The following is a 26,464-nucleotide window of genomic DNA, read 5'->3' on the forward strand; positions in this document are numbered from 1 at the left end:
CAGGGTCAAGTGTCGCCCGAGGCGCCCCGGCGCCCACGGGCGGGTCCCGGGCGGACCGCCGCCTAGAATCGGACAAATGCACAGCGTGGACGCACGACCCGCCGAAACCCCCGACCCCTACGTACGCGTCCGGGGAGCGCGCGAGCACAACCTGCGCGGGGTCGACGTCGACATCCCGCGCGGCACCCTGACGGTGTTCACCGGCGTCTCAGGATCCGGCAAGTCCTCGCTGGCCTTCGGCACGATCTACGCCGAGGCCCAGCGACGCTACTTCGAGTCGGTGGCCCCCTACGCGCGGCGGCTGATCCACCAGGTGGGAGCACCGAAGGTCGGGGAGATCACCGGGCTGCCGCCGGCGGTGTCGCTGGAGCAGCGCCGCTCGGCCGCGGGCTCGCGCTCGTCCGTCGGGACCGTGACCATGCTGTCGAACTCGCTGCGGATGCTCTTCTCGCGCGCGGGCACCTACCCGGCGGGGGCGGAACGGCTGGACTCCGACGCCTTCTCCCCCAACACCGCCGCCGGCGCGTGTCCGGACTGCCACGGCCTCGGCCGGATCCACCGCACCAGGGAGGAGCTGCTGGTCCCCGACCCGTCGCTGTCGATCCGCGACGGCGCCGTCGCGGCCTGGCCGGGGGCCTGGCAGGGCAAGAACCTGCGCGACGTGCTCGACGCGCTCGGCTACGACGTGGACCGGCCGTGGCGGGAGCTGGACCCGAAGGACCGGGAGTGGATCCTCTTCACGGACGAGCAGCCGGTGGTCACCGTGCACCCCGTGCGGGACGCGGATCGGATCCAACGCCCCTACCAGGGCACGTACATGAGTGCGCACCGCTACGTCATGCGCACCTTCTCCGACACCAAGAGCCACACGCTGCGGGCGCGGGCGGAGAAGTTCCTGACCTCCGTGGCGTGTCCGGGCTGCGGGGGCAGTCGGCTGCGGCCGGAGGCGCTGGCGGTGACGTTCGGGGGGCGGACGATCGCGGAGCTCGCCGCACTGCCGCTGACCGGTTTGGCGCGGGTACTGGCGGAGGGCGCCCGGGGCGCGGGGACGGCCCCGGGGGCGGCTCCGGGCGCGGGCGAGACCGCCCGGGTGCTCACCGAGGACCTGCTGGGACGGATCGCCACGGTCACCGAACTCGGCCTGGGCTACCTGTCCTTGGACCGGACCGCTCCGAGCCTTTCGGCGGGCGAGTTGCAACGGCTGCGGCTGGCCACGCAGTTGCGCTCGGGGCTGTTCGGTGTCGTGTACGTGCTGGACGAACCGTCGGCCGGGCTGCACCCCGCCGACACCGAGGCGCTGCTGGGCGTACTGGACCGGCTCAAGGCGGCCGGGAACACGGTGTTCGTGGTGGAGCACCACCTGGACGTGGTGCGGCACGCCGACTGGCTGGTCGACGTCGGACCGCGGGCCGGGGAGCACGGCGGGCGGGTCCTGCACTGCGGTCCGCCGGCCGGGCTCGCGGAGGTGACCGGGTCGGCGACGGGCCGGTTCCTGTTCGCCGACGACCCGGCTCCGGCGCGCGGGGTGCGCCGACCGGCCGGCCGGATCGCACTGTCGGGCGTGACCCGCAACAACCTGCGCGACCTCGACGTCGACTTCCCGCTCGGGGTGTTCACGGCGGTGACCGGCGTCTCGGGCTCGGGCAAGTCCACGCTGGTCGGCCGGGCCCTGGCGGAGACGGTGGCCGAGCGGCTGGCGGCCGGCGACGGGACCGCCGGGCCGGTGACGCGGCTGGTGGAGGTGGATCAGAAGCCGATCGGTCGGACGCCGCGGTCGAACCTGGCCACGTACACGGGCCTGTTCGACGTGGTGCGCAAGATCTTCACGGGGACCGCGGAGGCGAAGGCGCGCGGCTACAAGGCCGGGAGGTTCTCCTTCAACGTGCCGGGCGGGCGCTGCGAGACCTGCCAGGGCGAGGGCTTCGTCTCGGTGGAGCTGCTGTTCCTGCCCAGCACGTACGCGCCCTGCCCGGACTGCGCCGGCGCGCGCTACAACCCCGAGACGCTGGAGGTGCGGCACGAGGGCCTGAACATCGCCGAGGTGCTGGAGCTGACGGTGGAGTCCGCCGAGGGGTTCTTCGCCGGCGTCCCGGCCGCCGCGCGCAGCCTGCGCGCCCTGCGCGGGATCGGGCTCGGCTACCTCCGGCTGGGCCAGCCCGCCACGGAGCTGTCGGGCGGCGAGGCGCAGCGCATCAAGCTGGCGGCGGAGCTGCAGCGGGTGCGCCGCGACCACACGCTGTACCTGCTGGACGAGCCGACGACCGGGCTGCACCCGGCCGATGTGGAGGTGCTGCTGGCGCAGTTGCACGGGCTCGTGGACGCGGGGCACTCGGTGGTCGTGGTCGAGCACGACATGGACGTGGTCGCCGGGGCGGACTGGGTGATCGACCTCGGCCCGGGCGGTGGTGAGGCGGGCGGCCGGGTGGTGGCGGCGGGGCCGCCGGCGGCGGTCGCCGGGGCGGCCGGCAGTCGTACGGCGCCCTACCTGGCCCGGCGGCTGGCGCCCCGGGCCGCGTCGGGCGGCTGAGGGCGGCCCCGCCCGCGGGGCCGCGGGACGGCCCGGTGCGCCCGATCGGTGGACGGGGCGGCGGGCCCGTCGTGCCGCGGGCCGGTCCCGGGCGGGTGGTGGGTGACAGTGGGCGCATGCCCGAAGGACCCGACGGCTCCGGGGTGCGGCGCAGGAGCGTCCTGGCCGCCCTCGCACTCGCCGCACCCGTCGCGGCCGCGGCCGGATGTTCCGAGGCCGGGCCCGCCGCCCCCGAGCCGGGGCCGCCGCCCGGCCGGGACGCCCTGGTCATGGTGATCCGGCCGGCCGAGCGGCCGTACGCCGGGGCCACCGGCCAGGACGCCGACGGCGAGGAGGATCCCGGTTCGCTGGCCGCCCGCGGCTGGCGCCGGGCCGAAGCCCTGCCGCGGCTGTTCCCGCCGTCCCCGCACGCGCCGCTGCCCCGCCCCGGGGCGGTCTTCGCGGTGGCCGACGAGGGCCGGCGCGCGGGCGCCCACCGGGCCCGCCAGACCGTCGGCCCGCTCGCGGCGGCGCTGGAACTGACCGTACGGGCGGACCTCGGACCGGGTCAGGAGTCCCGGCTCGCGGCCGCCGCGCTGGCCGCCGGGGCGCCGGTGCTGATCTGCTGGGAGCACACCGGCGTCCCGGCCCTCGTCCGGGGGCTGGGCGCGGACGGGGTGCTGGGAGTGCCGGCGGGCTGGCCCGACCGGTACGACCTGGTGTGGGTCTTCTCGCGCCGGGCGGGCCGCTGGTCGTTCCGCGAGCTGCCGCAGCACCTGCTGCCGGGCGACGCGTAGCCCCGGCGACGGATCCCGCTGCGCTCCCGCCCGGGCGCGCGGGTCAGCGGCGGGCCCTGCGGGTGGCGCGCAGCCACTCGCGGTTCATCGCGGCGATGGACGGCAGCGGGATGCCCTTGGGGCAGGCGGTGGCGCACTCGCCGGTGAGGGTGCAGCCGCCGAAGCCCTCGTCGTCCATCGCGGCGACCATGTCGAGGACGCGGGTCTCGCGCTCGGGCGCGCCCTGCGGCAGCACGTTCAGGTGGTTGACCTTGGCCGAGGTGAAGAGCATCGCCGAGCCGTTGGGGCAGGCCGCCACGCACGCCCCGCAGCCGATGCACTCGGCGTGCTCGAAGGCGGAGTCGGCGTCGGCCTTGGGGACGGCGGTGGCGTGCGCCTCGGGGGCCGAGCCGGTCGGGGCCGTGATGTAGCCGCCGGCCTGGACGATCCGGTCGAAGGCGGTCCGGTCCACCACGAGGTCCTTGACGACCGGGAAGGCCGCGGCCCGCCACGGCTCGACGTCGATGGTGTCGCCGTCGGCGAAGGACCTCATGTGGAGCTGGCAGGTCGTGGTCCGCTCGGGTCCGTGCGCGTCGCCGTTGATGACGAGGCTGCACGCGCCGCAGATGCCCTCGCGGCAGTCGTGGTCGAAGGCCACCGGGTCCTCGCCCCGCAGCAGGAGGTCCTCGTTGAGGGTGTCGAGCATCTCCAGGAACGACATGTCGGCGGAGACGTTCTCGACCCGGTAGGTGACCATGGATCCGGGGGCGTCGGCGTTCTTCTGGCGCCAGACGCGCAGGTCGATCCTCATGCGTAGCTCCGCTGGGTGGGGTGGACGTACTCGAAGACGAGGTCCTCCTTGTGGAGGACGGGCGCGGGGGCGGCGCCGGAACCGTCGGGCGTGCCGTACTCCCAGGCGGCGACGTACGAGAACTCCTCGTCCCGGCGGGCCGCCTCCCCCTCGGGGGTCTGGGACTCCTCGCGGAAGTGTCCGCCGCAGGACTCGCTGCGGTGCAGGGCGTCGAGGCACATCAGCTCGGCGAGTTCGAGGTAGTCGACGATGCGGTTGGCCTTCTCCAGCGACTGGTTCAGCTCCTCGCCCGTACCGGGGACCTTCACCCGGCGCCAGAACTCCTCCCGGACGGCGGGGATGCGGTCGAGCGCCTTGCGCAGGCCCGCCTCGTCGCGGGCCATTCCGCAGTGCTCCCACATGAGTTCGCCGAGCTCGCGGTGGAAGGAGTCGGGGGTGCGGTCGCCGTCGACGGCCAGCAACCGCTCCAGCCGCTCGCGGGTCTCCCGTACGGCGGCGACGGCGGCCGGGTGGGTGTCGTCGACCGGGGCCGCGTCCACGGCGGGCCGGCGGGCCAGGTAGTCGTTGACGGTGGCCGGGAGCACGAAGTAGCCGTCGGCGAGGCCCTGCATGAGGGCGGAGGCGCCGAGCCGGTTCGCGCCGTGGTCGGAGAAGTTGGCCTCGCCGATGGCGAACAGTCCGGGGACGGTGGTCTGGAGGTCGTAGTCGACCCACAGGCCGCCCATCGTGTAGTGCACGGCCGGGTAGATCCGCATGGGGACCTCGTACGGGTCCTCCGCGGTGATCCGCTCGTACATCTCGAAGAGGTTGCCGTACTTCTCCGCCACCGCGTCCCGGCCCATGCGGCGGATGGCGTCGGCGAAGTCGAGGTAGACGCCCTGGCCGCCCGGTCCGACGCCGCGCCCCTCGTCGCAGACGTTCTTGGCGGCCCGGGAGGCGATGTCGCGGGGCACGAGGTTGCCGAAGGACGGGTAGATCCGCTCCAGGTAGTAGTCCCGCTCGTCCTCGGGTATCCGAGCCGCCGGACGGGTGTCGCCCTTGGCCCTGGGGACCCAGATCCGGCCGTCGTTGCGCAGCGACTCGCTCATCAGGGTCAGCTTGGACTGGTGGTCGCCGGTGCGCGGGATGCAGGTGGGGTGGATCTGGGTGAAGCAGGGGTTGGCGAAGTACGCGCCGCGCCGGTGGGCCCGCCAGACGGCGGTGGCGTTGGAGTTCATGGCGTTGGTGGAGAGGTAGAAGACGTTCCCGTAGCCGCCGGTGGCGAGGACGACGGCGTCCGCGAAGTGCGTGGTCACCGCGCCGGTGACGAGGTCGCGGGCGACGATGCCGCGGGCCCGGCCGTCGACGACGACCAGGTCGAGCATCTCGGTGCGGGCGTGCATCTCGACGTTGCCGGCGGCGATCTGCCGCGACAGCGCCTGGTAGGCGCCGAGCAGCAGCTGCTGGCCAGTCTGGCCGCGGGCGTAGAAGGTGCGGGAGACCTGGACGCCGCCGAAGGAGCGGGTGTCGAGGAGACCGCCGTACTCGCGGGCGAAGGGCACGCCCTGGGCCACGCACTGGTCGATGATCTCGACGGAGATCTGGGCGAGGCGGTGGACGTTGGACTCGCGGGCCCGGAAGTCGCCGCCCTTGACGGTGTCGTAGAAGAGGCGGTGGATCGAGTCGCCGTCGTTGCGGTAGTTCTTGGCGGCGTTGATGCCGCCCTGGGCGGCGATGGAGTGGGCGCGGCGCGGGGAGTCCTGGAAGCAGAACTGGACGACGTGGTAGCCCTGTTCGGCGAGGGTGGCGCCGGCCGACCCGCCGGCGAGCCCGGTGCCGACGACGATCACGGTGTGCTTGCGGCGGTTGGCGGGGTTGACGAGCTTCGCCTCGAAGCGGCGGCGGTCCCAGCGGTCGGCGACGGGGCCGGCGGGGGCCTTGGTGTCGACGAGGGGAGCGCCGGTGGTGTAGCGGGGGGTCCCGGCGGGGGACGCGTACGGGTTCGTGCTCATGGTCAGTGCACCACTCCGGTCATGACGGCGACGGGGACGGAGACGAAGCCCGCGGTCAGCACCAGCGCCAGCACGTCGGCCGCGGTCCTGAACAGGCGGTCGCGGGCGGCGCTGCCGGCGCCCAGGGTCTGCGCCGCGCTCCAGAAGCCGTGCCGGACGTGCAGGCCGAGCGCGAGCATCGCGATGATGTAGATCGTGTTGCCGTACCAGGTCGAGAAGGTCGCGAGCACGTTCTCGTACGGATGCCCCTGCCAGGCCCGCTCGTTCACGGTGAGCGTGGTCAGGTCGAGGACGTGCCACACGATGAACAGGCCGAGGATGATCCCGCCCCAACGCATGGTGCGGGTCGCGTAGCTCGCGCGGCGTCGGCGGTGGGCGTAGCGCACCGGGCGGGCCCTGATGTCGCGGCGGCTGAGCTGGTACGCGCTGACCGCGTGCGCGATCACCGCGGCGAGCAGCACGATCCGGGCGGCCCAGAGCCCCCAGTGACTGTGGAGGAAGGGTTCGCCCATGTGCCGCAGCCAGTGGGCGTAGCCGTTGAACTCCTCCGGGCCGAAGAAGATCTTGAGGTTGCCCATCATGTGGACGACCAGGTACGCGAGCATGACCAGCCCGGAGACGGCCATGACGGTCTTCTTGCCGAGCGTGGAGTTCCAGAGGAGGCGCGGGAGGGACGGCCTGCGGCCGGGGGTCGGGGGGCGGTCCGTGCGCGTTGCCAGAGCAGCCATGCCGAAAAGGCTAGGGACGGAGGTCCCGAAAGGTCCAAGACATGGAGCGGCTGATATCGATAGGTCTGGCCTATGGAGCCTGGGCGGTGGGGCAGGTGTCGCCTTGGGGACGTCGGGGACGTGGTCGTGCCACTGGGCCGGGGTGAGGGGGCCCCGGTAGCGGCCGCCAGGGCGTGGGACGTCAGCGGGAGGGCGCCCGCCTGTTCCGCGGTCTCGTCGAGGAGGGCCTCGGTCAGGGTCCGTTCGACGACCAGGCCGCGGGCCGCGGCGGGGCGGGTGACGGCCTGGCGGAGCTCGTCGGGCGTCATCCGTCCCAGGGGCAGGCTGGCGTCCCGCATCACCGCGGCGAGCCCGGGGGTTCCAGGCAGCGGGCGTAGAAGTCGGCGCGGACGCCGAGGACGACGCGCAGGCGCCCGCCCGGCACGGCCGCCGCGAGGAGGGCGTCGACGAAGCGGGCGCGCTCCGCCGGGTCGTGGCAGAGGGTGAAGGCCTCCTCGAACTGGTCGACGACGAGCCAGGTGTCGCCCGGCCCCGCCGCGGGCGACAGCGCCGGCGCGTGCGTGTCCAGCGGGTGCTCCCCGGGGGTGAGCAGGCGGATGGCGGCCGGCGTGCCCAGCTCCGGCCCGCCCGCCCGGAGCCGGGGCACGAGGCCGGCGCGCAGCAGGGACGACTTGCCGCTCCCCGAGGCGCCGAAGACGGTGACGACCCGGTGTCCGCGGACCACAAGACGGTTTTCGGTGGGCGGAGGGACGGATCGCGCCGGACGCCTTCGTGGCCCCGGAATTGTTTCGGGCAGGTGGGAGGGCCGCGCAACAACGCCCGGAGGGCCAAGTCTTGGTCCCGCCGGGGGTCGCCGCGGCCCGGGCCCCTCGTCGAGCGGGCCGGGCCGCGGCGGTGACGTACGCCGCGAACGGCCTGCGGTGACGTACGCCCAACCGCGTGCGGCGAGGGCCGTTCGCCCCTCCGGCCGCGGGTCCACCGGCTCCCGCGTACCTACGACCACAGGGGAACACATCCATGGGAATGTCCGTGCACACCGGCTCGGCGGCGGTCCTGGCCGCCCTTCTGCTCGGCGGCCTCGCCGCGCCGCACTCCGCCTCGGCGGCCGACGCCGGCGGGGCCCCGCGGCTCGCGGCCGGCGTCGCCGGGGCGGGCGCGCCGACCGCGGGCGGCGCCGCGCCCGCCCTGTCCGGCCGGGCGCTCGGTGCGGCCAAGGCGGCCGCCGACCGGCCGGGCGACCGCTCGAAGGACGGCTGGGGCTCCTGGAAGGCGAGCCCCGCCGAGATCAAGCGGAAGAGCACGTTCCTGGCGTCCGCCGGGCAGCGCCCGCGGCGGGACGGCTTCGCGTACCCGACGACGTACATGCTGCCCAACACCCACCAGGGCCAGTGGTACAACAACTACTGCGGCCCGGCCACGCTGGTCACCGCGCTGGGCATGCGCGGCAACTGGCTGCACGACCAGGGGTACTACGCGAGCCGGATCGGCATATCCCCGAACAACGGCGGCACCGGGGTGGACGCCATGACCCGGCTGCTGACCGAGCAGTCCGGGGACTTCGAGTACGTCCGCAAGGACCTGCCCTACACGCCCAGCAGCAGCGACGTGGCGACCTTCAAGTCGCGGCTCATGGGCAACATCTACGGCTACCGCACCCCGGTGGTCGGGAACTCGATGGAGGTGCACAACGGCCCGCACCTCGTCGGCCACCCCAACAGCACCACCACGCTGTACCACTGGTTCACCTTCCAGGGGTACGACGGCGACTGGGCGGCCTACCTGGACTCCGCGAACACCGTGTGGTCCTCCGTGCCGACGCGCTCCGGGATGCCCATCAGCACCCTGGTGACGATCATGGGCGGACGTGGCTACGAGTGGTAGGAGACTGCTGACCGCGGTCCTCGGCGCGGCGCTGGCGAGCATCCTCGGGTGTTCGCCGGCGCCCCACCGGCCGGACGCGGCAGCAGCCCCTCCTCACTCCGTCACACCGCCCGGCACGCCGCCCACCGCCCCCGCCGGCACACCGGTTCCGGGCGGTACGGAGGGCGGCGGACCGGGGACCTCCGACGCCTTCTGCCGGGCCGACCCGCCGGACGGCTGGCGCAGGGCCCAGGGTGCCGGCGCCCTGGCGGCGGCCGCCGACGAGCGGCTGGACCCGGTCGCGGTCGCCCCGGACGGGTCCTCGGTGTTCGCGGTCAGCCGCCGCGCGTCCGGTGCGCCCGCGCTGGTCTGGCTGCGGGACCGCGGCGCCCGGCGCACCACCGTCCACACGGCCGCCCACGCCGACAAGGGCGGCTTCGGCCTCGCCGACTTCGACGGCCGCTGGCTGGTGTTCAGCGTGCTGCACGCCAACGACCTCGCCGCCGCCTGGGACCTGTACGCCTGGGACGCCTCCCTCGGCGGCCCGCCCCGCGCGATCGGGCACAGCGCCACCGCGCCGGGCGGCGCCGTGGTGCCCGGCCCGTTCCTCTACCCGTGGGTGCACCGCGGCCGGGCCACCTGGGTGCAGGCGGTCGGCGACGGCGGCGAGCAGCAGAAGCTCGCGGACGTCCGACGTCAGGTGCACCTGTACGACCTGGCTGCCGGCACCGACCGGATCGTGCGCACCGGCCACATGGCGCCCTCGTTCTTCGCCGGGGACACGGTGGTCTGGCCCGAGGCCTTCGCCGTGGACACCCCGACGAAGCTGACGGGGACGGACCTCGACGGCCGGCCGGTGCGGCTGCCCGCCGCCCTGTCCGCGGCCGACGGCTCCCCCGCCGCGGCGGGGAACGGCACGACCTGGGCCTGGACCGCCCGGGACCGGCGGACCCTGTACGCCTGGCGGGCCGGCTGGCCGGCCCCGGCCGTGGTGGTGCGGGGCGAGGGCATCGACTGGGTGCACGTCGCGGGCGACGTGGTCACCTGGACCGACCCGGTCGCGACCTGGGGGGCGGACCTGCGGACCCGCGCGTACACGCGGCTCACCCCGCGCTACGGCGGCAGCAGCAGCCACGGCCGGGCCCTGGTCGTGTCGTACCCGACGGACGACAGCCGGTCCGGCAGCTACGTGCTCTCCGGCGCGGACCTGCCGCGGCTGGCCTGCGGGACCTGACGGGCCGCCACCGGAACCCCGTACGAAGCCCGGACGAGGACCCCGACCCGGACCCGTCCACGCACACACGTACCTGTCCCCGTACCCGTACCCGTAACCGAGGAGTCCCCGATGAGACGAGCACGACGCGGCGCGGTGATCACGGCCGCCCTCACCACCCTGGCGTCGGCGGCGCTGCTGGCCTCGGCCGGCCCCGCCTCCGCCGCCGACGGCTACAACGGGGCCTGCGGCTCCGGCTACGCCTTCGTCGACGCGATCGACCTCTACCTGCCGTACGACCACAGCTTCGTGGGAACCACGTACCTCACCTACAACAGGTCCAACGGGTACAACTGCGCGGTCGTGCAGTTGGAGCCCTCCCCCACGGTGCGCTGGTCCAGGGTGGTCCTCTCCCGCGGCGACGGCTCCGGCCGCGACCGGGACATGGGCTACTACCGGTCCTACGCGGGCCCGGTCTACACGTACGCCCGGCGGACCTGCATCGACTGGTCCGCGTTCGTCGGCGAGACCGACAACGACCTCGGCGCCGCCCGGGTCGACCTCGACGACGTCCGCTGCGGCTGAAGGGGCGGGGGAACGGCGATGACGACGACGACGACGGCGACGGCACGGACTCGACGGGGCGGGCGCGGAGCGCGTGGGCTGCGGAGGGTACGGGGGCTGCGCGGAGTGCGGGGGGCACGGCGGTCCCGCGCGGGCACGGCGGGCGCCCTCGCGCTCGCCACCCTGGGCCTGACCGTGGCGGGGTACGCGGCGGCCCCGGCGGCGGTGGCGGCGGGCACCTACAACGGGCCCTGCGGACCCGGCTACAAGGTGGTGGACGCCCTTCCGCTGGGGGACGCCACCACGGTGTTCCTGACCTGGAACGGGTCCACCGGCAAGAACTGCGTGGTCCACCAGATCGTCACCGACAACGGCGGCTGGCCCTGGATGGTCGGCGTCTGGATCCAGCGCACCGCGGACGGCACCATGGCCCGCGACTACGGCGCGTACACGCGCTACGCGGGCCCCCGGTACGTCAACGGCCGCGGCACCTGCATCAGCTGGGGCGGCTGGCTCGGCAGCGACCCCTCCGAGCACGCCGTCGCCCGGTACGACAGCCACTGCGGCTGACGTCCACCGCGCCCCCTCTCGCGCCCCGCTCCCGCCCCCTCTCCCGCGCCGTGGAGGGGGCGGGAGGGCGGCGGAGCCTTCCCGGGGCCCTACGGGTCCGTACGCCTAGGGTGAAGGTCATGCAGTTCCAGCAGCTGGTGTACTTCGTGGCCGTGGCCGAGACCCGGCACTTCACCCGGGCCGCCGAGCGGGTCCACGTGGCCCAGCCCTCGCTCTCGCAGCAGATCAAGGCGCTCGAACGGGAGCTGGGCGCCGAGCTGTTCAGCCGTGCCCGCGGGAACGTCGCGCTGACCGAGGCGGGCGAGGCCCTGCTACCGCTGGCCCGGCGGATCCTGGCCGATGCCGACACCGCGCGGCTGGAGGTGCAGGAGCTGGTGCAGCTGCGGCGCGGCCGGATCCGGCTGGGCGCGACCCCGAGCCTGTGCACCGGTCTGCTGCCCGACGTGCTGCGGGCCTTCCACGACGCACACCCGGGGATCCGGCTGCTGATCGAGGAGAGCGGCTCGCACGACCTCGTACGGGAACTGGCCCGCGGCGCCCTCGACCTGGCCCTCATCGCGCTGCCGCTGCCTCCCGCGGCACCCGCGCTGACGACGGTGGAGCTGCTCACCGAGGACCTGGTGGTGGTCACGGCCTCGGAGTCGGATCCGCCGGGCGGTGGCGGCCCCCTGGCGGTGGCGGACCTGCGCGACGAGCCGATGGTGATGTTCCGGCACGGCTACGACCTGCGGGAGCTGACGGTGGCGGCCTGCCGGGCGGCGGGGTTCGAGCCCGCGTTCACGGTGGAGGGCGGGGAGATGGACGCCGTGCTGGGCTTCGTACGGGCCGGGCTCGGGCTCGCCGTGGTCCCCGCGATGGTGGCGGACCGCGCCGGCCCGGGGCTGCGCACCACGCCGCTCGCCGGATCGCCGCTGCGGCGCACCATCGCACTGGCGCACCGGACGGACGTGGCTCCGCCGCGGGCGGCCCGGGAGCTGCGCAGGGTGCTGCTGGCGGGGCGACAGGGGCCGTCGTGACCGTCCGCCCGCGGGGGACGGCCGGCTTCAGGACCGCGTGACGTCGGCGGTCCGCGTTGCGTCGAGGCCGGTGGCCAGCATGGCGAAGGCGCGGTCGGCGTCGGCCAGGGCCTGCGGGTAGAGCGCGTCGGCGGTGCGGCCGTCGGCGATCCGGCTCCAGTTCTCACGGCCGAGCTCGCCGCGGACGGTCACGAGGTGGAGGGCGGCCAGCCGCGCCTCCAGCGGCGAGCCGTACTCCGGCAGGAGCTCCTCGGTGAGCAACTCCACCTCGCGGGCGGTGTAGTGCTGGAGGCGGTCGGCGAGGTCCGGGGTGGTGTAGAGGAGGCGCTGGAAGGCCACCACGTCCGGGTGGTCGCACAGGCCGGTGATCGGGTCCCGCTCGGCGAGGGCGGTGCGGAAGTGCTCGTGCAGCGCCCGGACGGGAGTGAGGTCCGCGGGGCGGGCGCGCACGACGCGGGCGGCCTCGTCCTGATGGTCCGCGAAGCGGTCCAGGACCAGGTCCTCCTTGCTCGGGAAGTAGCGGAACAGCGTGGGCTTCGAGACCTCGGCGGCCGCCGCGATCTCGGCCACCGACACCTCCCCGAAGCCGCGCTCGAGGAACATCTCCAGCGCCGTGTCCGCCAGGTGGCGGCGGGTGCGCAGCTTCTTCGTCTCCCGCAGGCCGGGCGAGGTCTCCATGCCCGGCACTCTACCAGAGCAGGCGCAACCAAGTTAATTTTGTTACCCGGTTGCATTTTCGTGGTCGATGCGGTTTTCTGGATGCACGGAACGGTCACGCAGCGTGACCGTTGCGCAGAACCGCGCCGTGCGGCCGTCCGGCCGTGCGGCGGACCAGGAGGGGGATCGTGATGTCCGACATGACGACGCAGGGTGTGACCGGTACGCAGGGTGCGGGCGGTACGACGGGTGCGAGCGGCTCGGCGGGCGCGGCAGGTACGGCGGGCGGTGCGGACGTGCTGATCGTGGGTGCCGGCCCGACGGGCCTGACGCTCGCCTGCGACCTGAGCCGCCGCGGCGTGGCCGTGCGCGTGCTGGAGCGGGCGGCGCGGCCGCACCGCGAATCGCGGGGCAAGACCCTGCATCCGCGCTCGCTGGACGTGCTCGCCGCCCTCGGAGCGGGCGAGGGCATCACGGCGACCGGCACCGCGCACCAGGTGTTCCGCAAGTACTTCGACGGGGAGCACATCAGCGACACCGACCCGTTCGCCCCGGCCGACTCCGGCGCGACCGCCGCCCGCTTCGACAGTGCCGTGTTCCTCGCCCAGTGGCAGACCGAGGCCTTCCTGCGGGAGCGGTTCGATGAGCTCGGCGGGCGCGTCGAGTTCGGCGCCGAGGTGACCGCCCTGACCCAGGACGCCGACGGCGTGCGGGCGACCCTGGCCGACGGCAGCGTGGTGACGGCGGCCTACGCCGTCGGGTGCGACGGCGGCCGCAGCACGGTCCGCAAGCTGCTCGGCGTGGCCTTCGAGGGGCACGGTGGGGGTGGGGCCGAGGAGTCGATGGTCGTCGGGGACGTCGAGGCGCCGGGGCTGAGCCGGGACGTGTGGCACCAGTGGTTCACCGACGGGGGCGCGGTGCTCATGTGGCCCGTCCCGGGGACGGAGAGCTTCCAGTTCCAGGCCGGAATCGAGCGGGACGCGGAGGGCGCCGCGGTGCCTCCGTCGCTGGAGGTCTTCCAGCGGGCCTTCGACCAGCACGCCAAGGCACCCGGGATACGGCTGCGCGAGGCGACGTGGCTGTCCACGTGGCGGGTCAACGTCCGCATGGCCCGCAGCTACCGACAGGGCCGGGTGTTCCTCGCCGGGGACGCCGCGCACGTCCACCCCATCGCGGGCGGACTGGGGATGAACACGGGTGTCCAGGACGCGTTCAACCTGGGCTGGAAGCTGGCCGAGACCCTCGCCGGCCGCGGCGGTCCGGAGCTGCTCGACACGTACGAGGAGGAGCGGCTGCCGATAGCCGCCTGGACGCTCAAGATCACGGACGATCGCATGCGGCACGTGGTCTCCGCGGTCCGGACGCCCGGCACCGGCATCGAGGAGGCGCTGACCGACGAGGTGCCCACCGGGTACCGGTGGAGCTCACTGGCCGGAGCGCCGGGGACGGCGGTGCTCGCGCCGGGCGACGTGGCGCCCGACGTGCGGCTGGTCGGCGGCGGGCGGCTGTACGACGTCCTGGCCGGGCCGGAGTTCACCCTGCTCGGCATCGGAGCGGGCGCCGGGACCGCGCTGCGCGAGGTGGCCGACGGCTGGTCCGGACCGCTGCGGACCCATCGGGTGGCGCCGGCCGACGAGGCGGCCGTACGCGAGGCGTTCGGTGTCCCGGGCGAGGCCCTGGTGCTCATACGCCCCGACCACCACCTGGCGCTGCTCGTGCCCGGTGCCGACCCGGAGCCCGTGGCGGCGTGGCTCGGGGGACGGGCTCGCTGAGGGGTGCGGCGGGGGCGGCACCGGAGGGTCAGGGGGTGACGGCGTCCGAGAGCGACAGGGCGTGGATGCGGTCCGGGGCACCGGGGCGGGCGTAGTACCAGCCCTGGGCCGTGTCGCAGCCCAGCTCGCGCAGCTGGCGGGCCTGGGCTCCGGTCTCCACGCCCTCGACCGTCACGGCCAGTTCGAGGCTGTGCGCCAGGGCGACGATGCCTTCGACGATCTTCACGTCCACCGGATCCGCGGGCTGCTGCTGCATGCCGCGGGTGAAGGAGCGGTCCAGCTTGAGGACGCTGACCGGGAGCCGGCGGAGGTTGGCCAGGTTCGAGTAGCCGGTGCCGAAGTCGTCGAGGGCGATGTCCACACCCATCGCGGCGAGCCTGCGCAGGGGCTCGAGCAGCTCGTCGTCGGCGCCGATGAGGGCGGACTCGGTGACCTCCAGGCACAGGGCGCCCGGCTCGAGTCCGGAACTCTCCAGCACCTGGAGGGTGTCGGCGACCAGTCCGGGGTGGTGGAGCTGGGTGGGCGAGAGGTTGACGTTGACCCGCAGGGGTCCGCCGGCAGCCCGGCCGCCGTGCTGGCGCTGCCACTCCCGGGCCTGCCGGACCGATTCTTCAAGGACCCAGCGGCCGAGCGGCACGATGAGCCCGGTGCGTTCGGCGAGGGGGATGAAGCGGTCCGGGCCGAGCACCCCGTACTGCGGGTGCGACCAGCGCACGAGGGCCTCCGCGCCGTGCACGCTGCCGTCGTGCAGGTGCACCAGCGGCTGGTACTCGATGAAGAACTCGCCGCGCTCGAGGGCGGCGGGCAGCGCGTTGGTCAGGCCGTGGCGGGTGATGGCGCGGGCGTCGGCCTCGGCGTCGGCGATCTCGAAGCGGTTGCCGCCCGCGCCCTTGGCCCTGTACATCGTGATGTCCGCGCTGCGCAGCACCTCGGCGGGGGTCCGCTCACCGGCCGGCCCCTCGACGATGCCGATGCTGCCGCGCACGGTGAGCTCGCGGCCCTCGAGGCGGATGGGCGTGGACAGGGCGCTGAGGATGCGCACGGCGAGCTCGGTGACCTCCTCCTCGGTGTTCGGGCCCGTGGTCAGGGCCACGAACTCGTCGCCACCGAGCCGGGCCACCATCTCGCCGGCCGCGGTGGCGCACGCCTGGAGGCGGTCGGCGACCTCGACGAGGAGCCGGTCGCCGGCCGAGTGCCCGAGGCTGTCGTTGACGGCCTTGAAGCCGTCGAGGTCGAGGTAGCAGAGTCCGAAGCGGCTGCCGTCCTTGGCGGAGAGGGCCTTCTCCAGGCGCTCGAAGAACAGGGTGCGGTTGGGCAGGCCGGTCAGCGCGTCGTGGGTGGCCTCGTAGCGCAGCCGGAGGTTGAGCAGCCGCCGTTCGGTGGTGTCCTCCATCAGCGCGAGCTGGTACTGGGGCTTGCCGTCGGCGTCACGCAGGAGGGAGACGGTCAGGTTGGTCCACAGCACGGTCCCGTCGTGCCGGTAGTAGGGCTTCTCGACGCGGTAGTGGTCGCGTTCGCCGCGGACCAGCTCCCCGTACATCTTCCAGACGTTCGGGGCGTCCTCGGGGTGGCCCCACTCGGCCACGTTGCGGCTGCGGACGTGGCCGTCCATGCCGCCGAACATGCGCAGCAGGGCCTCGTTCACCTCCAGGACGTTGCCGTCGAGGTCGGCGATGCCGATGCCGACGGCGGCGCCCTCGAAGACCGCGCGGAAGCGCTCCTCGCTGGCGTGCAGGGCCACCTGCGCATCGGTGCGGGCCGTGAGGGCGGAGCGGGCGATCGCCTCCTGCTCGCTCAGGGTGCGCTCGCGCAGCGCGCGGGCGAATCCGGCGGCCAGGCCGTGCTGGAGCCGCGCGCAGCGGGCCCGGTACTCCTCGGCGCTCTCGGTGCCGCCGTCGGAGCAGTACAGCACCAGGTACGCCTCGATGACCCCGAGGGTGCCGGACAGGGCCTCGGGGTCGGTGCAGTGGGTGTCGACCAGGTGGGCGCCGACCCGTTGGGCGGGCGAGGCGTCGAACGGCCGGGCGTGGAGGGCCTCGGAGAGGATCCGGGCCTGGGGCAGCAGGCGGTCCTCGAGTTCCTGACGGGTGAGGGAGGTGGCGGTGGCGGGGAAGATGGCCCGGCTCCAGATCCTGGCGAACCGGACGACGCGGTCCTCCGCACCATCCGACCGCGTCGCGGAGCCCTCCGCCTGGGCGGGAAGTCTCACGCCTTGCGTCCCACGCCGGCGAAGCCCGAGAAGGCGTACGCGTCCTCCTGGCCCTCGGGGGTGTCCGGGCGCCAGCGGGGCATCGGCACCAGGCCGGGCGCGACGAGCTCGAAGCCTTCGAAGAAACCGGCGACCTCGTCGCGGCTGCGCATGACCAGGGGGTTGCGGGCGTCGCGGTAGACCTGGACCGTGCCGCTGGCCACCTCCTCCGGCAGTGGGATGCCCTCGTACGAGGCGTGCGTGAGGACGAGCAGGCTGCCGGGGGCGAGGGCGTCGCGCAGCTCGGCCACGTGCGCGTACGGGTCGTCGCCGTCCTCCAGGAAGTGCAGGACCGCGACGAGGAGCAGGGCCACGGGCCGGTCGAAGTCGAGGAGGTCGGCCACCTGGGGGCTGTTCAGGATGTCCTGCGGCTTGCGCAGGTCGGCGGGGACGATGTCGGTGCGCTCGTCGCCGGCGAGGACGGCCCGGCTGTGCGCCACGGCGACGGGGTCGTGGTCGACGTAGACCACGCGGGCCCGGTCGCTGGCGGCCTGGGCGACCTCGTGGACGTTGCCGAAGGTGGGGATGCCCGAGCCGATGTCGAGGAACTGGGTGATGCCCTCCGCCACGGCGTGGCGGACGGCGCGCCGCATGAACGCGCGGTTGGCCTGCATGATCTTGGGGAGGCCCGGCATGAATTCCATGGCCCGGCGGGCGGTCTGCCGGTCGACCTCGAAATTGTGCGACCCACCCAGGTAGTAGTCGTAGATGCGGGACACGCTGGGCACCGATATGTCGATGCCGGGCGGTGCCCAGTGCGGGCGGTCCATCGAAGTCTCCCCATGCCGAGTCGTCTGCTGCCGCAGGAGAATCTACTGATCATTGCTCATAGGGGCGAGTCAAAGCGGAAATTGGCGGTCCGTTCTTCGTCACACACCAAAGGCACGTGCCAGAGCGGGATCACCGGTTGACTGGAACCGACAAATCCCTTTTGGAACGCGAAGATGCACGCCCACCTCGCACCCATCTTACGTTCACCTTTGGCTCAAACCTGTAGGGTCAAAAGACCGCCCGTTCAGGGGAATCAATCGCCGCTCCCGCGTGCCGGCTCGCTCCCGGGCCCATGCTCCCGGCGTGACGAGACCCTCTGCCCCGCGGTTAGGACGTTCCTTCCGCGCCGCCCCGCACCGGCGACCGGTGCCCGGCGGCCCCCACCAGGAACACGTCGGGGACGCGGGTCCGGTGAACGGAGGGCGGGACTCCGCCCCATCGAACCCCCTCGTTTCCCCCCGGCGGCCGCGGGGACGCGGACCGTGGGCGGGCGGCAGCGCCCTGGGAGCCGTCGCACTGGTGCTGTGGCTGCTCCTCGGCAGCGCTCCCGCGGGTGCCGACAGCTGCGCGTACGCGAGCATCGGGCCCGACGGCATCACGGCCGTGGCCGTGGCCGTGGCGGGTGACGGCGGTGGTGAGGCGTTCGGCGGACGGCACTGCGGGTGCCGGCCCCACCAGGGCCCCGGCGACGACCGCGACGGTGACGAGGGTGCCGAAACGTTCGGGGGCCGGCATTGCGGCTGCCGGCCGCACGACGACCGCGGGCGCGGACACGACCACCACGGGCGGGGCCGCGGACGGGGGCACCACTGCGAGCCGAAGCCGACGCACTCCCCCACCCCGAAGCCCACCCCCAAGCCCACCCAGAAACCGACGCACAAGCCGACGCACAAGCCGACGCCGAAGCCCACCCCGACCCCGAAGCCGACCCCGACCCCGCGGCCCACGCCCACCCCGAAGCCGCGGCCGTCCCACCCGCGGCCCACCCTCGAGCCCCGGCCCTCCCCACCCCTGCCGGTCCGGGCCGCCCCCGCACCGCGACCGCGGCCCGTGCGGACCGTGGCGGAGCCGCCGCGGCCGAGCCTGACCCCGCCGCCGAAGGCCCGCCCCCGTCCGGTGGCCCGGCCCGCCTACCGGGCCCCCGCGCGCAAGCCGCGCGAACACCACGTCTCGGTGCTCACCTTCACGCTGCTCGCCACCGCCCCCGCGGTGCTCGCCATCGTCGCCCTGCGTCCGCGCTGACCCCGCCCGGCACCACCCCGTGCCCGGGCCCGCGCGGCCGCAGCCGGCGGGGCCGCGCGCCGGCGGCCCTCGAACGCCCCCCGAACGACCGCCGGCAGACAGCCGACAGACAGGAGTGAACGTGTCGGAGTGGCTCGTCCTGACCATCGCGATGGCCGCGGCCTGCGCGGTGGTGCTCTCCATCGCCCTACTGAACAACCGCAGGATCAGCGAGGACGACGACCCCAACGAGACCCCCGACGTCATCGAGTACATGACGATGATGATCGGCGTGATCTACGCGATCGTCCTGGGGCTGGCGATCGCCGGGGTCTGGGAGGCCCGCGGCGCGGCCCAGGAGTACGTGCGCCAGGAGGCGCAGGCCCTGCACGAGGTGAGCGTGCGCTCCGAGGTCTACCCGCCCCAGGTGCGCGCCCGGATCCGGGCCGACGTGGACGCGTACGTGTCGTACGTCGTCACGACGGAGTGGCAGGTGATGGCGGACCAGGACCGGCTCACCGCCCGCGGCGACCGGCTGCTGGAGAAGGTGCGCCGCGACGTCACGGACTACGAGCCCCGCACCGACCACGAGGGGCAGGCCTACCAGCCCCTCGTCGACCAGGTGGGCGTGGCGGACGACGCCCGCAGCGGGCGCGCGTCGAGCGTGGGCGCGGTCATGCCGGGCGTGGTGTGGTTCGGCCTGATCGCGGGAGCGCTGGTGACGGTGGGGCTGGTCTTCACGCTGCAGATCCGCCGCTCGTTCCGCGAGCTGCTGCTCGCCGGCCTCTTCAGCGCCCTGATCGCCTTCCTGCTGTTCCTGGTCTGGGACTTCGACGCCCCGTTCAGCCGCGGCATCTCCGCCACGGCGGAGCCCTTCCTCCGGTTCTTCCCGTCCGCCCGCCCCTGACCGGGTTGCCCCGCCGGCGGTTCGTGGCGGACGCCGCGGCATCGGAGGCACCGGCGGGGCCGGTGGGGCTGATGGCGGATGCGGTGGGCCAGGGGGCGCGCCGCGGCCGTCCCCCGGGTGGCCGAGCAAGAACCCCCATTCGCCCGACTCTGATCGCGGGGGGAGACGGCCCGACCTAGCGTGGCGGACATCGAGGCGCACCACCCTTCACTTGTGGAAACGGTTCCGCAGATGCTCCTCGGGACCCGGAGGACTGACCATGTCCGCGATACGCACCGCGTCCGCCGCCCTGCTCGCCACCGGTGCCGTGGGAGCCGCCCTCGCGTTCGGCGCGCCGTCGACCGCGGCGGCCCCGGCGGCCGGACCGCAGCAGCCCGTCACCTCGTTCGGCTTCGCCATCACGCCGGCCACGGTCGCCCCGGGCGGCCAGGTCACGCTGTCGGTGAGCGGCTGCGACGCGTCCTTCGCCACGGCCTCCTCCGGCGTCTTCGACACCGTGAGCATTCCGCGCGGCCAGAGCGTGCGGGTCACCGTGGACCGGGACGCCCGCCGCGGCGCCGTCTACTCGGTGACGTTCACCTGCAACAACGAGAACGGCTCCGCCGACCTGACCATCGCCGGCGGCAGTACGAGCCGGCCCACCACCAGTTCCACCACCGTCTCGCGCGGCGTGCGCGGCGGTCTGGGCGGCAGCGTCGCCGGCTGGGACGCGGGGGAGATCGCGGCCGGCGCGGGGCTGTTCCTCGCGGCGGGCATCGGTACGGCGTACGTGGTCCGGCGGCGCGCGGCCGCCCGCCGCCACTGATCCGCGGACCCGCGCACCGGCGCGCCCGCACACCCGTGCACCGGCCGCGAAGGGCGGGGCGACGACGGACGCCCGTCGCCCCGAGTCCTGGCCGGGACTCGGAGCGACGGGCGGTTCCGCGGTCCGACCGGGGAGGTTCGGCCGGTCAGACGCGGACGCGGGTCGCACGCACGCGGCGGCGCATCAGGTGGATCCCCGCGCCCAGGGCCGCGCTGCCCACCAGGCCCGCGCCGATCGCGGTCTCGGTGGTGCTGGGGCCGAACGAGCCGCCCAGGCCGCCCTGCGCACCGCGGGCGGCGAGGACCTCGAACTCCCGGCTGCCCTCGCGCTCGCTGCCGTTGCAGCGGACGTGGACCTGGTGGCGGCCCGGGCGGGCGTGGTCGTGGATGCGGACGGTGGCGAAGCCGATGGACCCCGGCGACAGCCGCTCCGAGTCGAAGGTGTTGTCGCGCGAGAAGACCAGGCCGCCCTGGTTGCAGCCGGCGGCGCTGACCTGCATGGTCGAGCCCTGGTGGACCCGGAAGGGGCTGACGGTGATGTTGGTGGGCCCGTTGCCCCCCGGCGCGCCGCCCGCGGCGGCGATCGGTGTCGCGAGGCCGACCACGGCGAGCGCCGCGGCGGCTGTCAGTGCGTGTGCAGCACGCATGGTGGAACCTCCAGCGGGAAGCGCCCCGGAGCGGTGGCTCCGGGATGATCGACGAGAACGCATCCCATGACGAACCATCACCTTCCGCCGCAGACGACGCATTTCCGCAGTAGTCCGCCCGATGGAGGCGACACGCCGGGACCGCTCGGCGCGTCACCGGTGGATGCGCAGGTCACGACCCATCAGATGCTTATGTGATATTTACTCGGATGGGCGCATCCCATCCGGCTCTCCGCCACCCGTTCGCCCTTCCCTCCTCGCCTTCCCGGCCGCGCCGACTTAGCGTGCGTGGAGAAGGGGGGAAGAGAACGCGGGAATCCGGACCCCGCGTCGGGAAGGGAGAGCCATGACCGAGGACGAGCACGGGCAGCCGAGGAGACGCTCCCCCTGGGGGGCACTGGCCCTGGTCATGCTCACCGGCCTCGCCATGATGCGGAACGGAGCGGACGTCGACCCGGGCCCGCCCCAGCCCGCCGCGGCCGCCGCCGTCAGCACCTCCGGCACCGGTTCCGCCACGGCGGCCCCCGTACCGCCGACCGACCTCCAGGAGTTGGGGCACTCGACGGTGGAGCGCATCCGCATCCCGTCGATCAACGTCGACGCGCCCGTGATGTCCGTCGGCCTCGACGCGGAGGGATGGATCGACGCGCCCCCGCCCCAGGACTCCAACCTGGCCGGCTGGTACCTCAACGGCATCGCGCCCGGCCAGCGCGGCTCGGCGGTGATCGTGGGCCACGTCGACAACGACAAGGGTCCGGCGGTGTTCTACGGCCTCGGCGCGATCCGCAAGGGCGCGCACGTCGAGGTGAGCCGGTACGACGGCAAGACGGCGGTGTTCGAGGTGTACGGGGTGGAGGTGTTCTCCAAGAACGACTTCCCCGGCGCCCGGGTGTACGGGGACACGGGCCAGCCCGAGCTGCGCGTCATCACCTGCGGGGGCGGCTACTCGCGGGCCCGCGGCTACGACGGCAACGTCGTCGTCTTCGCGCGCATGGTCGACTCCCGCTGACGGAGACCGGGACGCGGGCCGGGACGGAGGCCGGGACGGGAGGCCGAGGACGGCAGCAGAGGGGCGGGGCTCCCGGACCACGGGCGCCCCGCCCCACCTCCGTCGCCGTCCTCAGCGGCGGGCCGGCAGCTGCGGCAGCGTCGTCCGGAAGCCGCGCTCCAGCAGCCGCGGCAGGTACGTGCGCAGTGCCGTGACGCTCTGCGAGCGGTTGCCGCCGGCGTCGTGCGACAGCACCACCACGCCCGGGGCGGCGCCCTTCAGCACGCGGCCGACGATGACCGAGGTGCCCGGCTCGGTCCAGTCGAGCGTGTCCACGGTCCAGGCCAGCGGCTCCATCCCGAGCTCGGCCCCGATCTCGAAGGCCGCGCGGTTCCAGGCCCCGTACGGCGCGCGGAACCAGACGGGCGGGTGGCCCACCGTCTTGTCCACGACGTCGCTGGTGTGCCCGATCTCCCAGGCCAGCTTCGACCGGCTGAGCTTGGGGATCAGCGGGTGGGTCCAGGTGTGGTTGCCGATGACGTGGCCCTCGTCGACCATGCGCCGCAGCAGGTCCGGGTTGTCCACGGCCATCTCGCCGCAGACGAAGAACACCGCGCGCGCGTCGTACCGGCGCAGGGTGTCGAGGATGCCCGGGGTGTAGCGCGGGTCGGGCCCGTCGTCGAAGGTGAGCACGATGTTGCCGCCCGCCGCCGGCATCTCCAGCAGCGGCCGGGTGCGTACGGGTGGCAGCGCCGGCCGGTGCCGGGGCGGGAGCTCGGCCGTCATGGGGCTGAGCCGGTACGTGGACGGCAACTGGGGCCGTACGGACTGCGGGGGGCCGGGTCGGGGCGGGGCACCGCCCGCGGCCCGGGGCGCGGCGGGGTGCGGTGCGGCGGCCGACCCCTTGGCGGGGGTACCGGGAGCGGCGATCTCTCCCCCGGTCAGCAGTCCGGCGGCGACGGCGGTTCCGAGGAACACGGCGGTGCGCAGCACACCCCGCCGCCCCGGAAGCTGGTCATCCGATTTCATTATCAATTGCTCGCACGCCAGACAGCGTCGGTCCTTCAACAACACTGGTCAAGAGGGAATGTGCACTCGACCGGAGCAGGCGTCTAGTTCTTTCGCACCAGCGGGAACGGCAGGGTCTCGCGGATCGTCAATCCCGTGATGAACATGACGAGGCGGTCCACTCCGATGCCCAGGCCGCCGGTCGGCGGCATCGCGTACTCCAGGGCGTCGAGGAAGTCGTCGTCGATCTCCATGGCCTCGGGGTCGCCGCCCGCGGCGAGCAGGGACTGGGCGGTGAGCCGGCGGCGCTGCTCCACCGGGTCGGTCAGCTCCGAGTACGCGGTGCCGAGCTCCGTGCCGAAGGCCACCAGGTCCCAGCGCTCGGCCAGCCGCGGGTCCTTGCGGTGCTGGCGGGTGAGCGGGGAGACGTCCGTGGGGAAGTCCTTGTAGAAGGTGGGGAGCTTCGTCTTCTCCTCCACCAGTCGCTCGTACATCTCCAGCACCACGTCCCCGCGGGTGTCGTCGGGGCCGTGCGGGACCCCGGCGGAGTCGCACAGGCGGCGCAGCAGGGACTCGTCGGTGTCCGCGTCGACCTCCTCGCCGAGGGCCTCGCTGATCGCGCCGTACACCGTCTTGACCGGCCACAGGCCGGAGATGTCGTGCTCGACGAGCCGGCCGTCGGGGCCGGCCTTGCGGGCGACGGGGGCGCCGTTGGCGGCGGTCGCGGATCCCTGGATCAGCTCGCGGGTCAGGTCGAGCATGACGTCGTAGTCGGCGAAGGCCTGGTAGGCCTCCAGCATCGTGAACTCGGGGTTGTGCTTGTAGGAGACGCCCTCGTTGCGGAAGGTGCGGCCCATCTCGAAGACCTTCTCCATACCGCCCACGCAGAGCCTCTTGAGGTACAGCTCGGGGGCGATGCGCAGGTAGAGGTCGAGGTCGTAGGCGTTGATGTGGGTGCGGAAGGGCCGGGCGTTGGCGCCGCCGTGGATCTGCTGGAGCATCGGGGTCTCGACCTCCAGGTAGCCGCGGTCCAGCAGGCCCTGGCGCAGCGCCTGGACGGCGACGGACCGGGCCCGGACCACGTCGCGGGCCTCGGGGCGGGCCACCAGGTCGAGGTACCGGCGGCGCACCCGGGCCTCGGGATCGGCCAGGCCCTTGCGCTTGTCGGGCAGCGGGCGCAGGCACTTGCCGGTGAGCTGCCAGGAGGCGACGAGCACGGAGAGTTCGCCGGTGCGGCTGCCGGCCACCTCGCCGGTGGCGGTGACGTGGTCGCCGAAGTCGACGGCGGCGGTGAAGGAGCCGAGGGCCTCCGGTCCGGAGCCGTCCCGGGTGAACATCAGCTGGAGGTCCCCCGACCAGTCCCGCAGCACCGCGAAGACCACGCCACCGAGGTCGCGCACGACCATCACCCGGCCGGCCACGGTCACCGCCTCCCCGGTCCGCGCCCCGGGCGCCGGCGCCGGGTGCGCGGCCCGCAGCTCCGCGACGGTGTGGGTGCGCTCGGGGATGCCGACCGGGTACGGGTCGGTCCCCGCCTCCCGCAGCCGCTCGAGCTTGCGGTGCCGGACCCGTACCTGCTCGGGCAGGGCCGCCCCGGCGCCCGCCCCGCCCTCCCCCTCCTCGACCAGGCCGAGGGAGTCGATCGAGGGCAGGCCGGCGGTGGTGGCGGGGGCGGAGACCGCGCCGCGCGGGTGGCTGCGGCCCCACAGCTTGCGCAGGCTCGGTACGGAGACGAAGCCCTCGGCGATGCCGGAGGCGAGGCTGATGCGGGCCAGCGAGCCGGCGTCGCCGTAGCAGAGGAACCGCGGGTACCACTCGGGCTGGTACTTGACGTTCGAGCGGTACAGCGCCTCCAGCTGCCACCACCGGGAGAAGAACAGCAGCAGCCGGCGCCACAGCCGCAGCACCGGGCCGGCACCGATCCGGCCGCCCTCCTCGAAGACGGAGCGGAAGACGGCGAAGTTGAGGGAGACCCGCCGCACGCCCACCTTCGGGGCGTGCGCGCACAGCTCGGCGACCATGAACTCCATGACCCCGTTCGGGGCCTTGCGGTCGCGGCGCATGAGGTCCAGGGAGATGCCGTCCCTGCCCCAGGGGACGAACGACAGCATGGCGACCAGCCGGCCCTCGGCGTCGAAGGCCTCCACCAGCAGGCAGTCGCCGTCCTCCGGGTCGCCGAGCCGGTCGAGTGCCATCGAGAAGCCGCGCTCGGTCTCGGTGTCGCGCCACCGGTCGGCGCTGTCGATGATCCGCCGCATCTCCTCGTCTGTGAGGGCGGAGTGGCGGCGGATCGCGGTGGTGCAGCCGGCCCGCCGGACGCGGTTGACGGCCTGGCGGGTCACGCGCATGTCGCGGCCGTCGAGGTCGAACTGGGCCACGTGCAGGATGGCCTCGTCACCCAGCTGGAGGGCGCCCAGCCCCGAGCGGGCGTAGGCGGTCGCGCCCTCCTCGGAGGCGCCCATGACGGCGGGCTGCCAGCCGTAGCGGCGGGCCACGGCCAGCCAGGCGTTGACGGCCGGGGTCCACGCGCCGGGGTCGCCGACCGGGTCGCCCGAGGCCAGGCACACCCCGGCCTCGACGCGGTAGGTCACGGCCGCCTTGCCGTTGGGTGCGAAGACGACGGCCTTGTCGCGGCGGGTGGCGAAGTAGCCGAGCGAGTCGTTGCGGCCGTACGCGCCGAGCAGCGCGCGGATCCGGGGCTCCTCGTCCCCGTGCAGGGAGGCCTCCATGCGCTGCGAGCGGAACAGCGTGGCGGCGGCGTTGAGCAGTGCGAGCGCACCGAAGAGACCGCACAGGAAGTAGACGGGCCGGGGCGGCCGGCCGTCGAACTGGCGGGCGGAGAAGAGGCCGCCGAAGACCTGCTTCGCGGCCCAGTCCAGCCACTGGGAGCTGGGCAGGGTGCCGGGCCAGACGGCGACGACGCCCCAGGCGAGGAAGACGGCGGCGAGCAGGCCGAGTCCGAGGACGAGCAGGGCCCGCCAGACCGCGCCGTGCCGCGAGTCGGCGTAGAACTCCCGGCGGGCCGCGACCAGCAGGGCCAGCGCGGCGATGCCGACGATCAGGGACGGGACGGAGTACCAGTACTCCTCTGCGGCCAGGAGCAGCAGGTCGGAGAGGATGAGCAGGCTCAGGTAGGCGACCACGATCCACCAGGCGATCTTCTTGCGGCTGCCGAGGGCGGCGGCGAGCAGCATGAGGAAGGCGGCGTAGGCGAGGTTCGCGCTGACGGGGACGACGATGTCGTCGAGGAAGCGGACGACGGGCCGGAGCAGCGCCCGCAGGCCCGCGAAGACCGCCAGCAGGGCGCACAGGAGTCCCAGCGCGCCGAAGAAGGCGCCGAACGCGTCGGGCACCCGGTTCAGGAAACGGTTCCGGGTCCCCTGGGTCTGCTCCGCGACGGTCATGG

At 74.0% G+C, this 26,464-nt stretch carries 21 protein-coding genes and 1 pseudogene; 12 read left to right on the forward strand and 10 right to left on the reverse strand.

Annotation, left to right across the window (positions count from 1 at the left end; translation table 11 throughout):
• Positions 1 to 76: 76 nt before the first annotated feature.
• Both ACIQCH_RS09125 and ACIQCH_RS09130 read left to right on the forward strand, forming a co-directional pair.
• Complete coding sequence (locus ACIQCH_RS09125) at positions 77 to 2,527, forward strand: ABC transporter (RefSeq protein WP_402579570.1); 2,451 nt, start codon at positions 77 to 79, stop codon at positions 2,525 to 2,527.
• A gap of 116 nt (positions 2,528 to 2,643) precedes the next feature.
• Positions 2,644 to 3,303, forward strand: coding sequence for a hypothetical protein (locus ACIQCH_RS09130; RefSeq protein ID WP_402579572.1), 660 nt, complete (start codon positions 2,644 to 2,646; stop codon positions 3,301 to 3,303).
• Between the two features lie 43 nt (positions 3,304 to 3,346).
• Here ACIQCH_RS09130 and ACIQCH_RS09135 read toward each other — a convergent pair whose 3' ends face one another.
• The 4 genes and pseudogenes from ACIQCH_RS09135 to ACIQCH_RS09150 form a co-directional block, all read right to left on the reverse strand.
• Complete coding sequence (locus tag ACIQCH_RS09135; protein WP_402579574.1) at positions 3,347 to 4,093, reverse strand: succinate dehydrogenase/fumarate reductase iron-sulfur subunit; 747 nt, start codon at positions 4,091 to 4,093, stop codon at positions 3,347 to 3,349.
• On the reverse strand, positions 4,090 to 6,084 hold the full coding sequence (locus ACIQCH_RS09140) for a fumarate reductase/succinate dehydrogenase flavoprotein subunit (protein ID WP_402579576.1): 1,995 nt from the start codon (positions 6,082 to 6,084) through the stop codon (positions 4,090 to 4,092). The genes ACIQCH_RS09135 and ACIQCH_RS09140 overlap by 4 nt, the downstream gene beginning before the upstream one ends.
• 2 nt (positions 6,085 to 6,086) lie before the next feature.
• Complete coding sequence (locus ACIQCH_RS09145; RefSeq protein ID WP_402579578.1) at positions 6,087 to 6,710, reverse strand: succinate dehydrogenase cytochrome b subunit; 624 nt, start codon at positions 6,708 to 6,710, stop codon at positions 6,087 to 6,089.
• Positions 6,662 to 7,827, reverse strand: a pseudogene (locus tag ACIQCH_RS09150) (hypothetical protein). The gene ACIQCH_RS09145 and the pseudogene ACIQCH_RS09150 overlap by 49 nt, the downstream one beginning before the upstream one ends.
• 2 nt (positions 7,828 to 7,829) lie before the next feature.
• On the opposite strand from ACIQCH_RS09150, the gene ACIQCH_RS09155 reads away from it, so the two are divergent.
• The 5 genes from ACIQCH_RS09155 (at position 7,830) to ACIQCH_RS09175 (ending at position 12,035) form a co-directional block, all read left to right on the forward strand.
• Complete coding sequence (locus ACIQCH_RS09155) at positions 7,830 to 8,693, forward strand: hypothetical protein (RefSeq protein WP_402579580.1); 864 nt, start codon at positions 7,830 to 7,832, stop codon at positions 8,691 to 8,693.
• The gene (locus ACIQCH_RS09160) at positions 8,677 to 9,906 is read left to right on the forward strand and encodes a hypothetical protein (RefSeq protein ID WP_402579582.1); all 1,230 of its coding nucleotides are present in this window, start codon (positions 8,677 to 8,679) and stop codon (positions 9,904 to 9,906) included. Before ACIQCH_RS09155 ends, ACIQCH_RS09160 begins: the two co-directional genes overlap by 17 nt.
• A 111-nt stretch (positions 9,907 to 10,017) precedes the next feature.
• Positions 10,018 to 10,470: a spore-associated protein A gene (locus ACIQCH_RS09165; RefSeq protein ID WP_402579584.1), complete on the forward strand. Its 453-nt coding sequence runs from the start codon at positions 10,018 to 10,020 to the stop codon at positions 10,468 to 10,470.
• A gap of 105 nt (positions 10,471 to 10,575) precedes the next feature.
• The gene (locus ACIQCH_RS09170; RefSeq protein ID WP_402579586.1) at positions 10,576 to 11,019 is read left to right on the forward strand and encodes a spore-associated protein A; all 444 of its coding nucleotides are present in this window, start codon (positions 10,576 to 10,578) and stop codon (positions 11,017 to 11,019) included.
• 119 nt (positions 11,020 to 11,138) lie between these two features.
• Positions 11,139 to 12,035, forward strand: a complete 897-nt coding sequence (locus ACIQCH_RS09175; protein ID WP_402579588.1) for a LysR family transcriptional regulator — start codon at positions 11,139 to 11,141, stop codon at positions 12,033 to 12,035.
• Between the two features lie 27 nt (positions 12,036 to 12,062).
• Here the strand turns inward: ACIQCH_RS09175 and ACIQCH_RS09180 are convergent, their stop codons facing one another.
• Complete coding sequence (locus ACIQCH_RS09180; protein WP_402579590.1) at positions 12,063 to 12,713, reverse strand: TetR family transcriptional regulator; 651 nt, start codon at positions 12,711 to 12,713, stop codon at positions 12,063 to 12,065.
• A 170-nt stretch (positions 12,714 to 12,883) separates the two neighbouring features.
• On the opposite strand from ACIQCH_RS09180, the gene ACIQCH_RS09185 reads away from it, so the two are divergent.
• Complete coding sequence (locus tag ACIQCH_RS09185) at positions 12,884 to 14,464, forward strand: FAD-dependent oxidoreductase (RefSeq protein ID WP_402579592.1); 1,581 nt, start codon at positions 12,884 to 12,886, stop codon at positions 14,462 to 14,464.
• 28 nt (positions 14,465 to 14,492) lie between these two features.
• On the opposite strand, the gene ACIQCH_RS09190 is transcribed toward ACIQCH_RS09185, so the two are convergent.
• Together ACIQCH_RS09190 and ACIQCH_RS09195 are read right to left on the reverse strand one after the other, a co-directional pair.
• On the reverse strand, positions 14,493 to 16,673 hold the full coding sequence (locus ACIQCH_RS09190) for a putative bifunctional diguanylate cyclase/phosphodiesterase (RefSeq protein ID WP_402579594.1): 2,181 nt from the start codon (positions 16,671 to 16,673) through the stop codon (positions 14,493 to 14,495).
• Positions 16,670 to 17,482 (reverse strand): SAM-dependent methyltransferase, encoded by an 813-nt coding sequence (locus ACIQCH_RS09195; protein WP_402579596.1) that lies wholly within the window; start codon positions 17,480 to 17,482, stop codon positions 16,670 to 16,672. The genes ACIQCH_RS09190 and ACIQCH_RS09195 overlap by 4 nt, the downstream gene beginning before the upstream one ends.
• Positions 17,483 to 18,002: 520 nt before the next feature.
• Here ACIQCH_RS09195 and ACIQCH_RS09200 point away from each other — a divergent pair.
• The 3 genes from ACIQCH_RS09200 (at position 18,003) to ACIQCH_RS09210 (ending at position 20,416) form a co-directional block, all read left to right on the forward strand.
• Positions 18,003 to 18,725: a hypothetical protein gene (locus tag ACIQCH_RS09200; RefSeq protein ID WP_402579598.1), complete on the forward strand. Its 723-nt coding sequence runs from the start codon at positions 18,003 to 18,005 to the stop codon at positions 18,723 to 18,725.
• Between the two features lie 121 nt (positions 18,726 to 18,846).
• The gene (locus ACIQCH_RS09205; RefSeq protein WP_402579600.1) at positions 18,847 to 19,611 is read left to right on the forward strand and encodes a hypothetical protein; all 765 of its coding nucleotides are present in this window, start codon (positions 18,847 to 18,849) and stop codon (positions 19,609 to 19,611) included.
• Between the two features lie 259 nt (positions 19,612 to 19,870).
• Complete coding sequence (locus tag ACIQCH_RS09210; RefSeq protein WP_402579602.1) at positions 19,871 to 20,416, forward strand: hypothetical protein; 546 nt, start codon at positions 19,871 to 19,873, stop codon at positions 20,414 to 20,416.
• Positions 20,417 to 20,561: 145 nt separating this feature from the next.
• Here ACIQCH_RS09210 and ACIQCH_RS09215 read toward each other — a convergent pair whose 3' ends face one another.
• Entirely contained in the window at positions 20,562 to 21,062 is a 501-nt protein-coding gene (locus tag ACIQCH_RS09215; RefSeq protein ID WP_402579604.1) for a hypothetical protein, read from the reverse strand.
• A gap of 346 nt (positions 21,063 to 21,408) precedes the next feature.
• Here ACIQCH_RS09215 and ACIQCH_RS09220 point away from each other — a divergent pair, with 346 nt between their 5' ends.
• Positions 21,409 to 22,071 (forward strand): class F sortase, encoded by a 663-nt coding sequence (locus tag ACIQCH_RS09220; protein ID WP_402579606.1) that lies wholly within the window; start codon positions 21,409 to 21,411, stop codon positions 22,069 to 22,071.
• A gap of 111 nt (positions 22,072 to 22,182) precedes the next feature.
• Here the strand turns inward: ACIQCH_RS09220 and ACIQCH_RS09225 are convergent, their stop codons facing one another.
• Both ACIQCH_RS09225 and lysX read right to left on the reverse strand, forming a co-directional pair.
• Positions 22,183 to 23,079: a polysaccharide deacetylase family protein gene (locus tag ACIQCH_RS09225; RefSeq protein WP_402579608.1), complete on the reverse strand. Its 897-nt coding sequence runs from the start codon at positions 23,077 to 23,079 to the stop codon at positions 22,183 to 22,185.
• 83 nt (positions 23,080 to 23,162) lie between these two features.
• A complete protein-coding gene (gene lysX, locus ACIQCH_RS09230; RefSeq protein WP_402579610.1) occupies positions 23,163 to 26,462 on the reverse strand; it encodes a bifunctional lysylphosphatidylglycerol synthetase/lysine--tRNA ligase LysX in 3,300 nt (1,099 codons plus the stop codon).
• Positions 26,463 to 26,464: the final 2 nt, after the last annotated feature.

Source organism: Streptomyces sp. NPDC093225 (assembly GCF_044753805.1).
Taxonomy (GTDB): domain Bacteria; phylum Actinomycetota; class Actinomycetes; order Streptomycetales; family Streptomycetaceae; genus Streptomyces.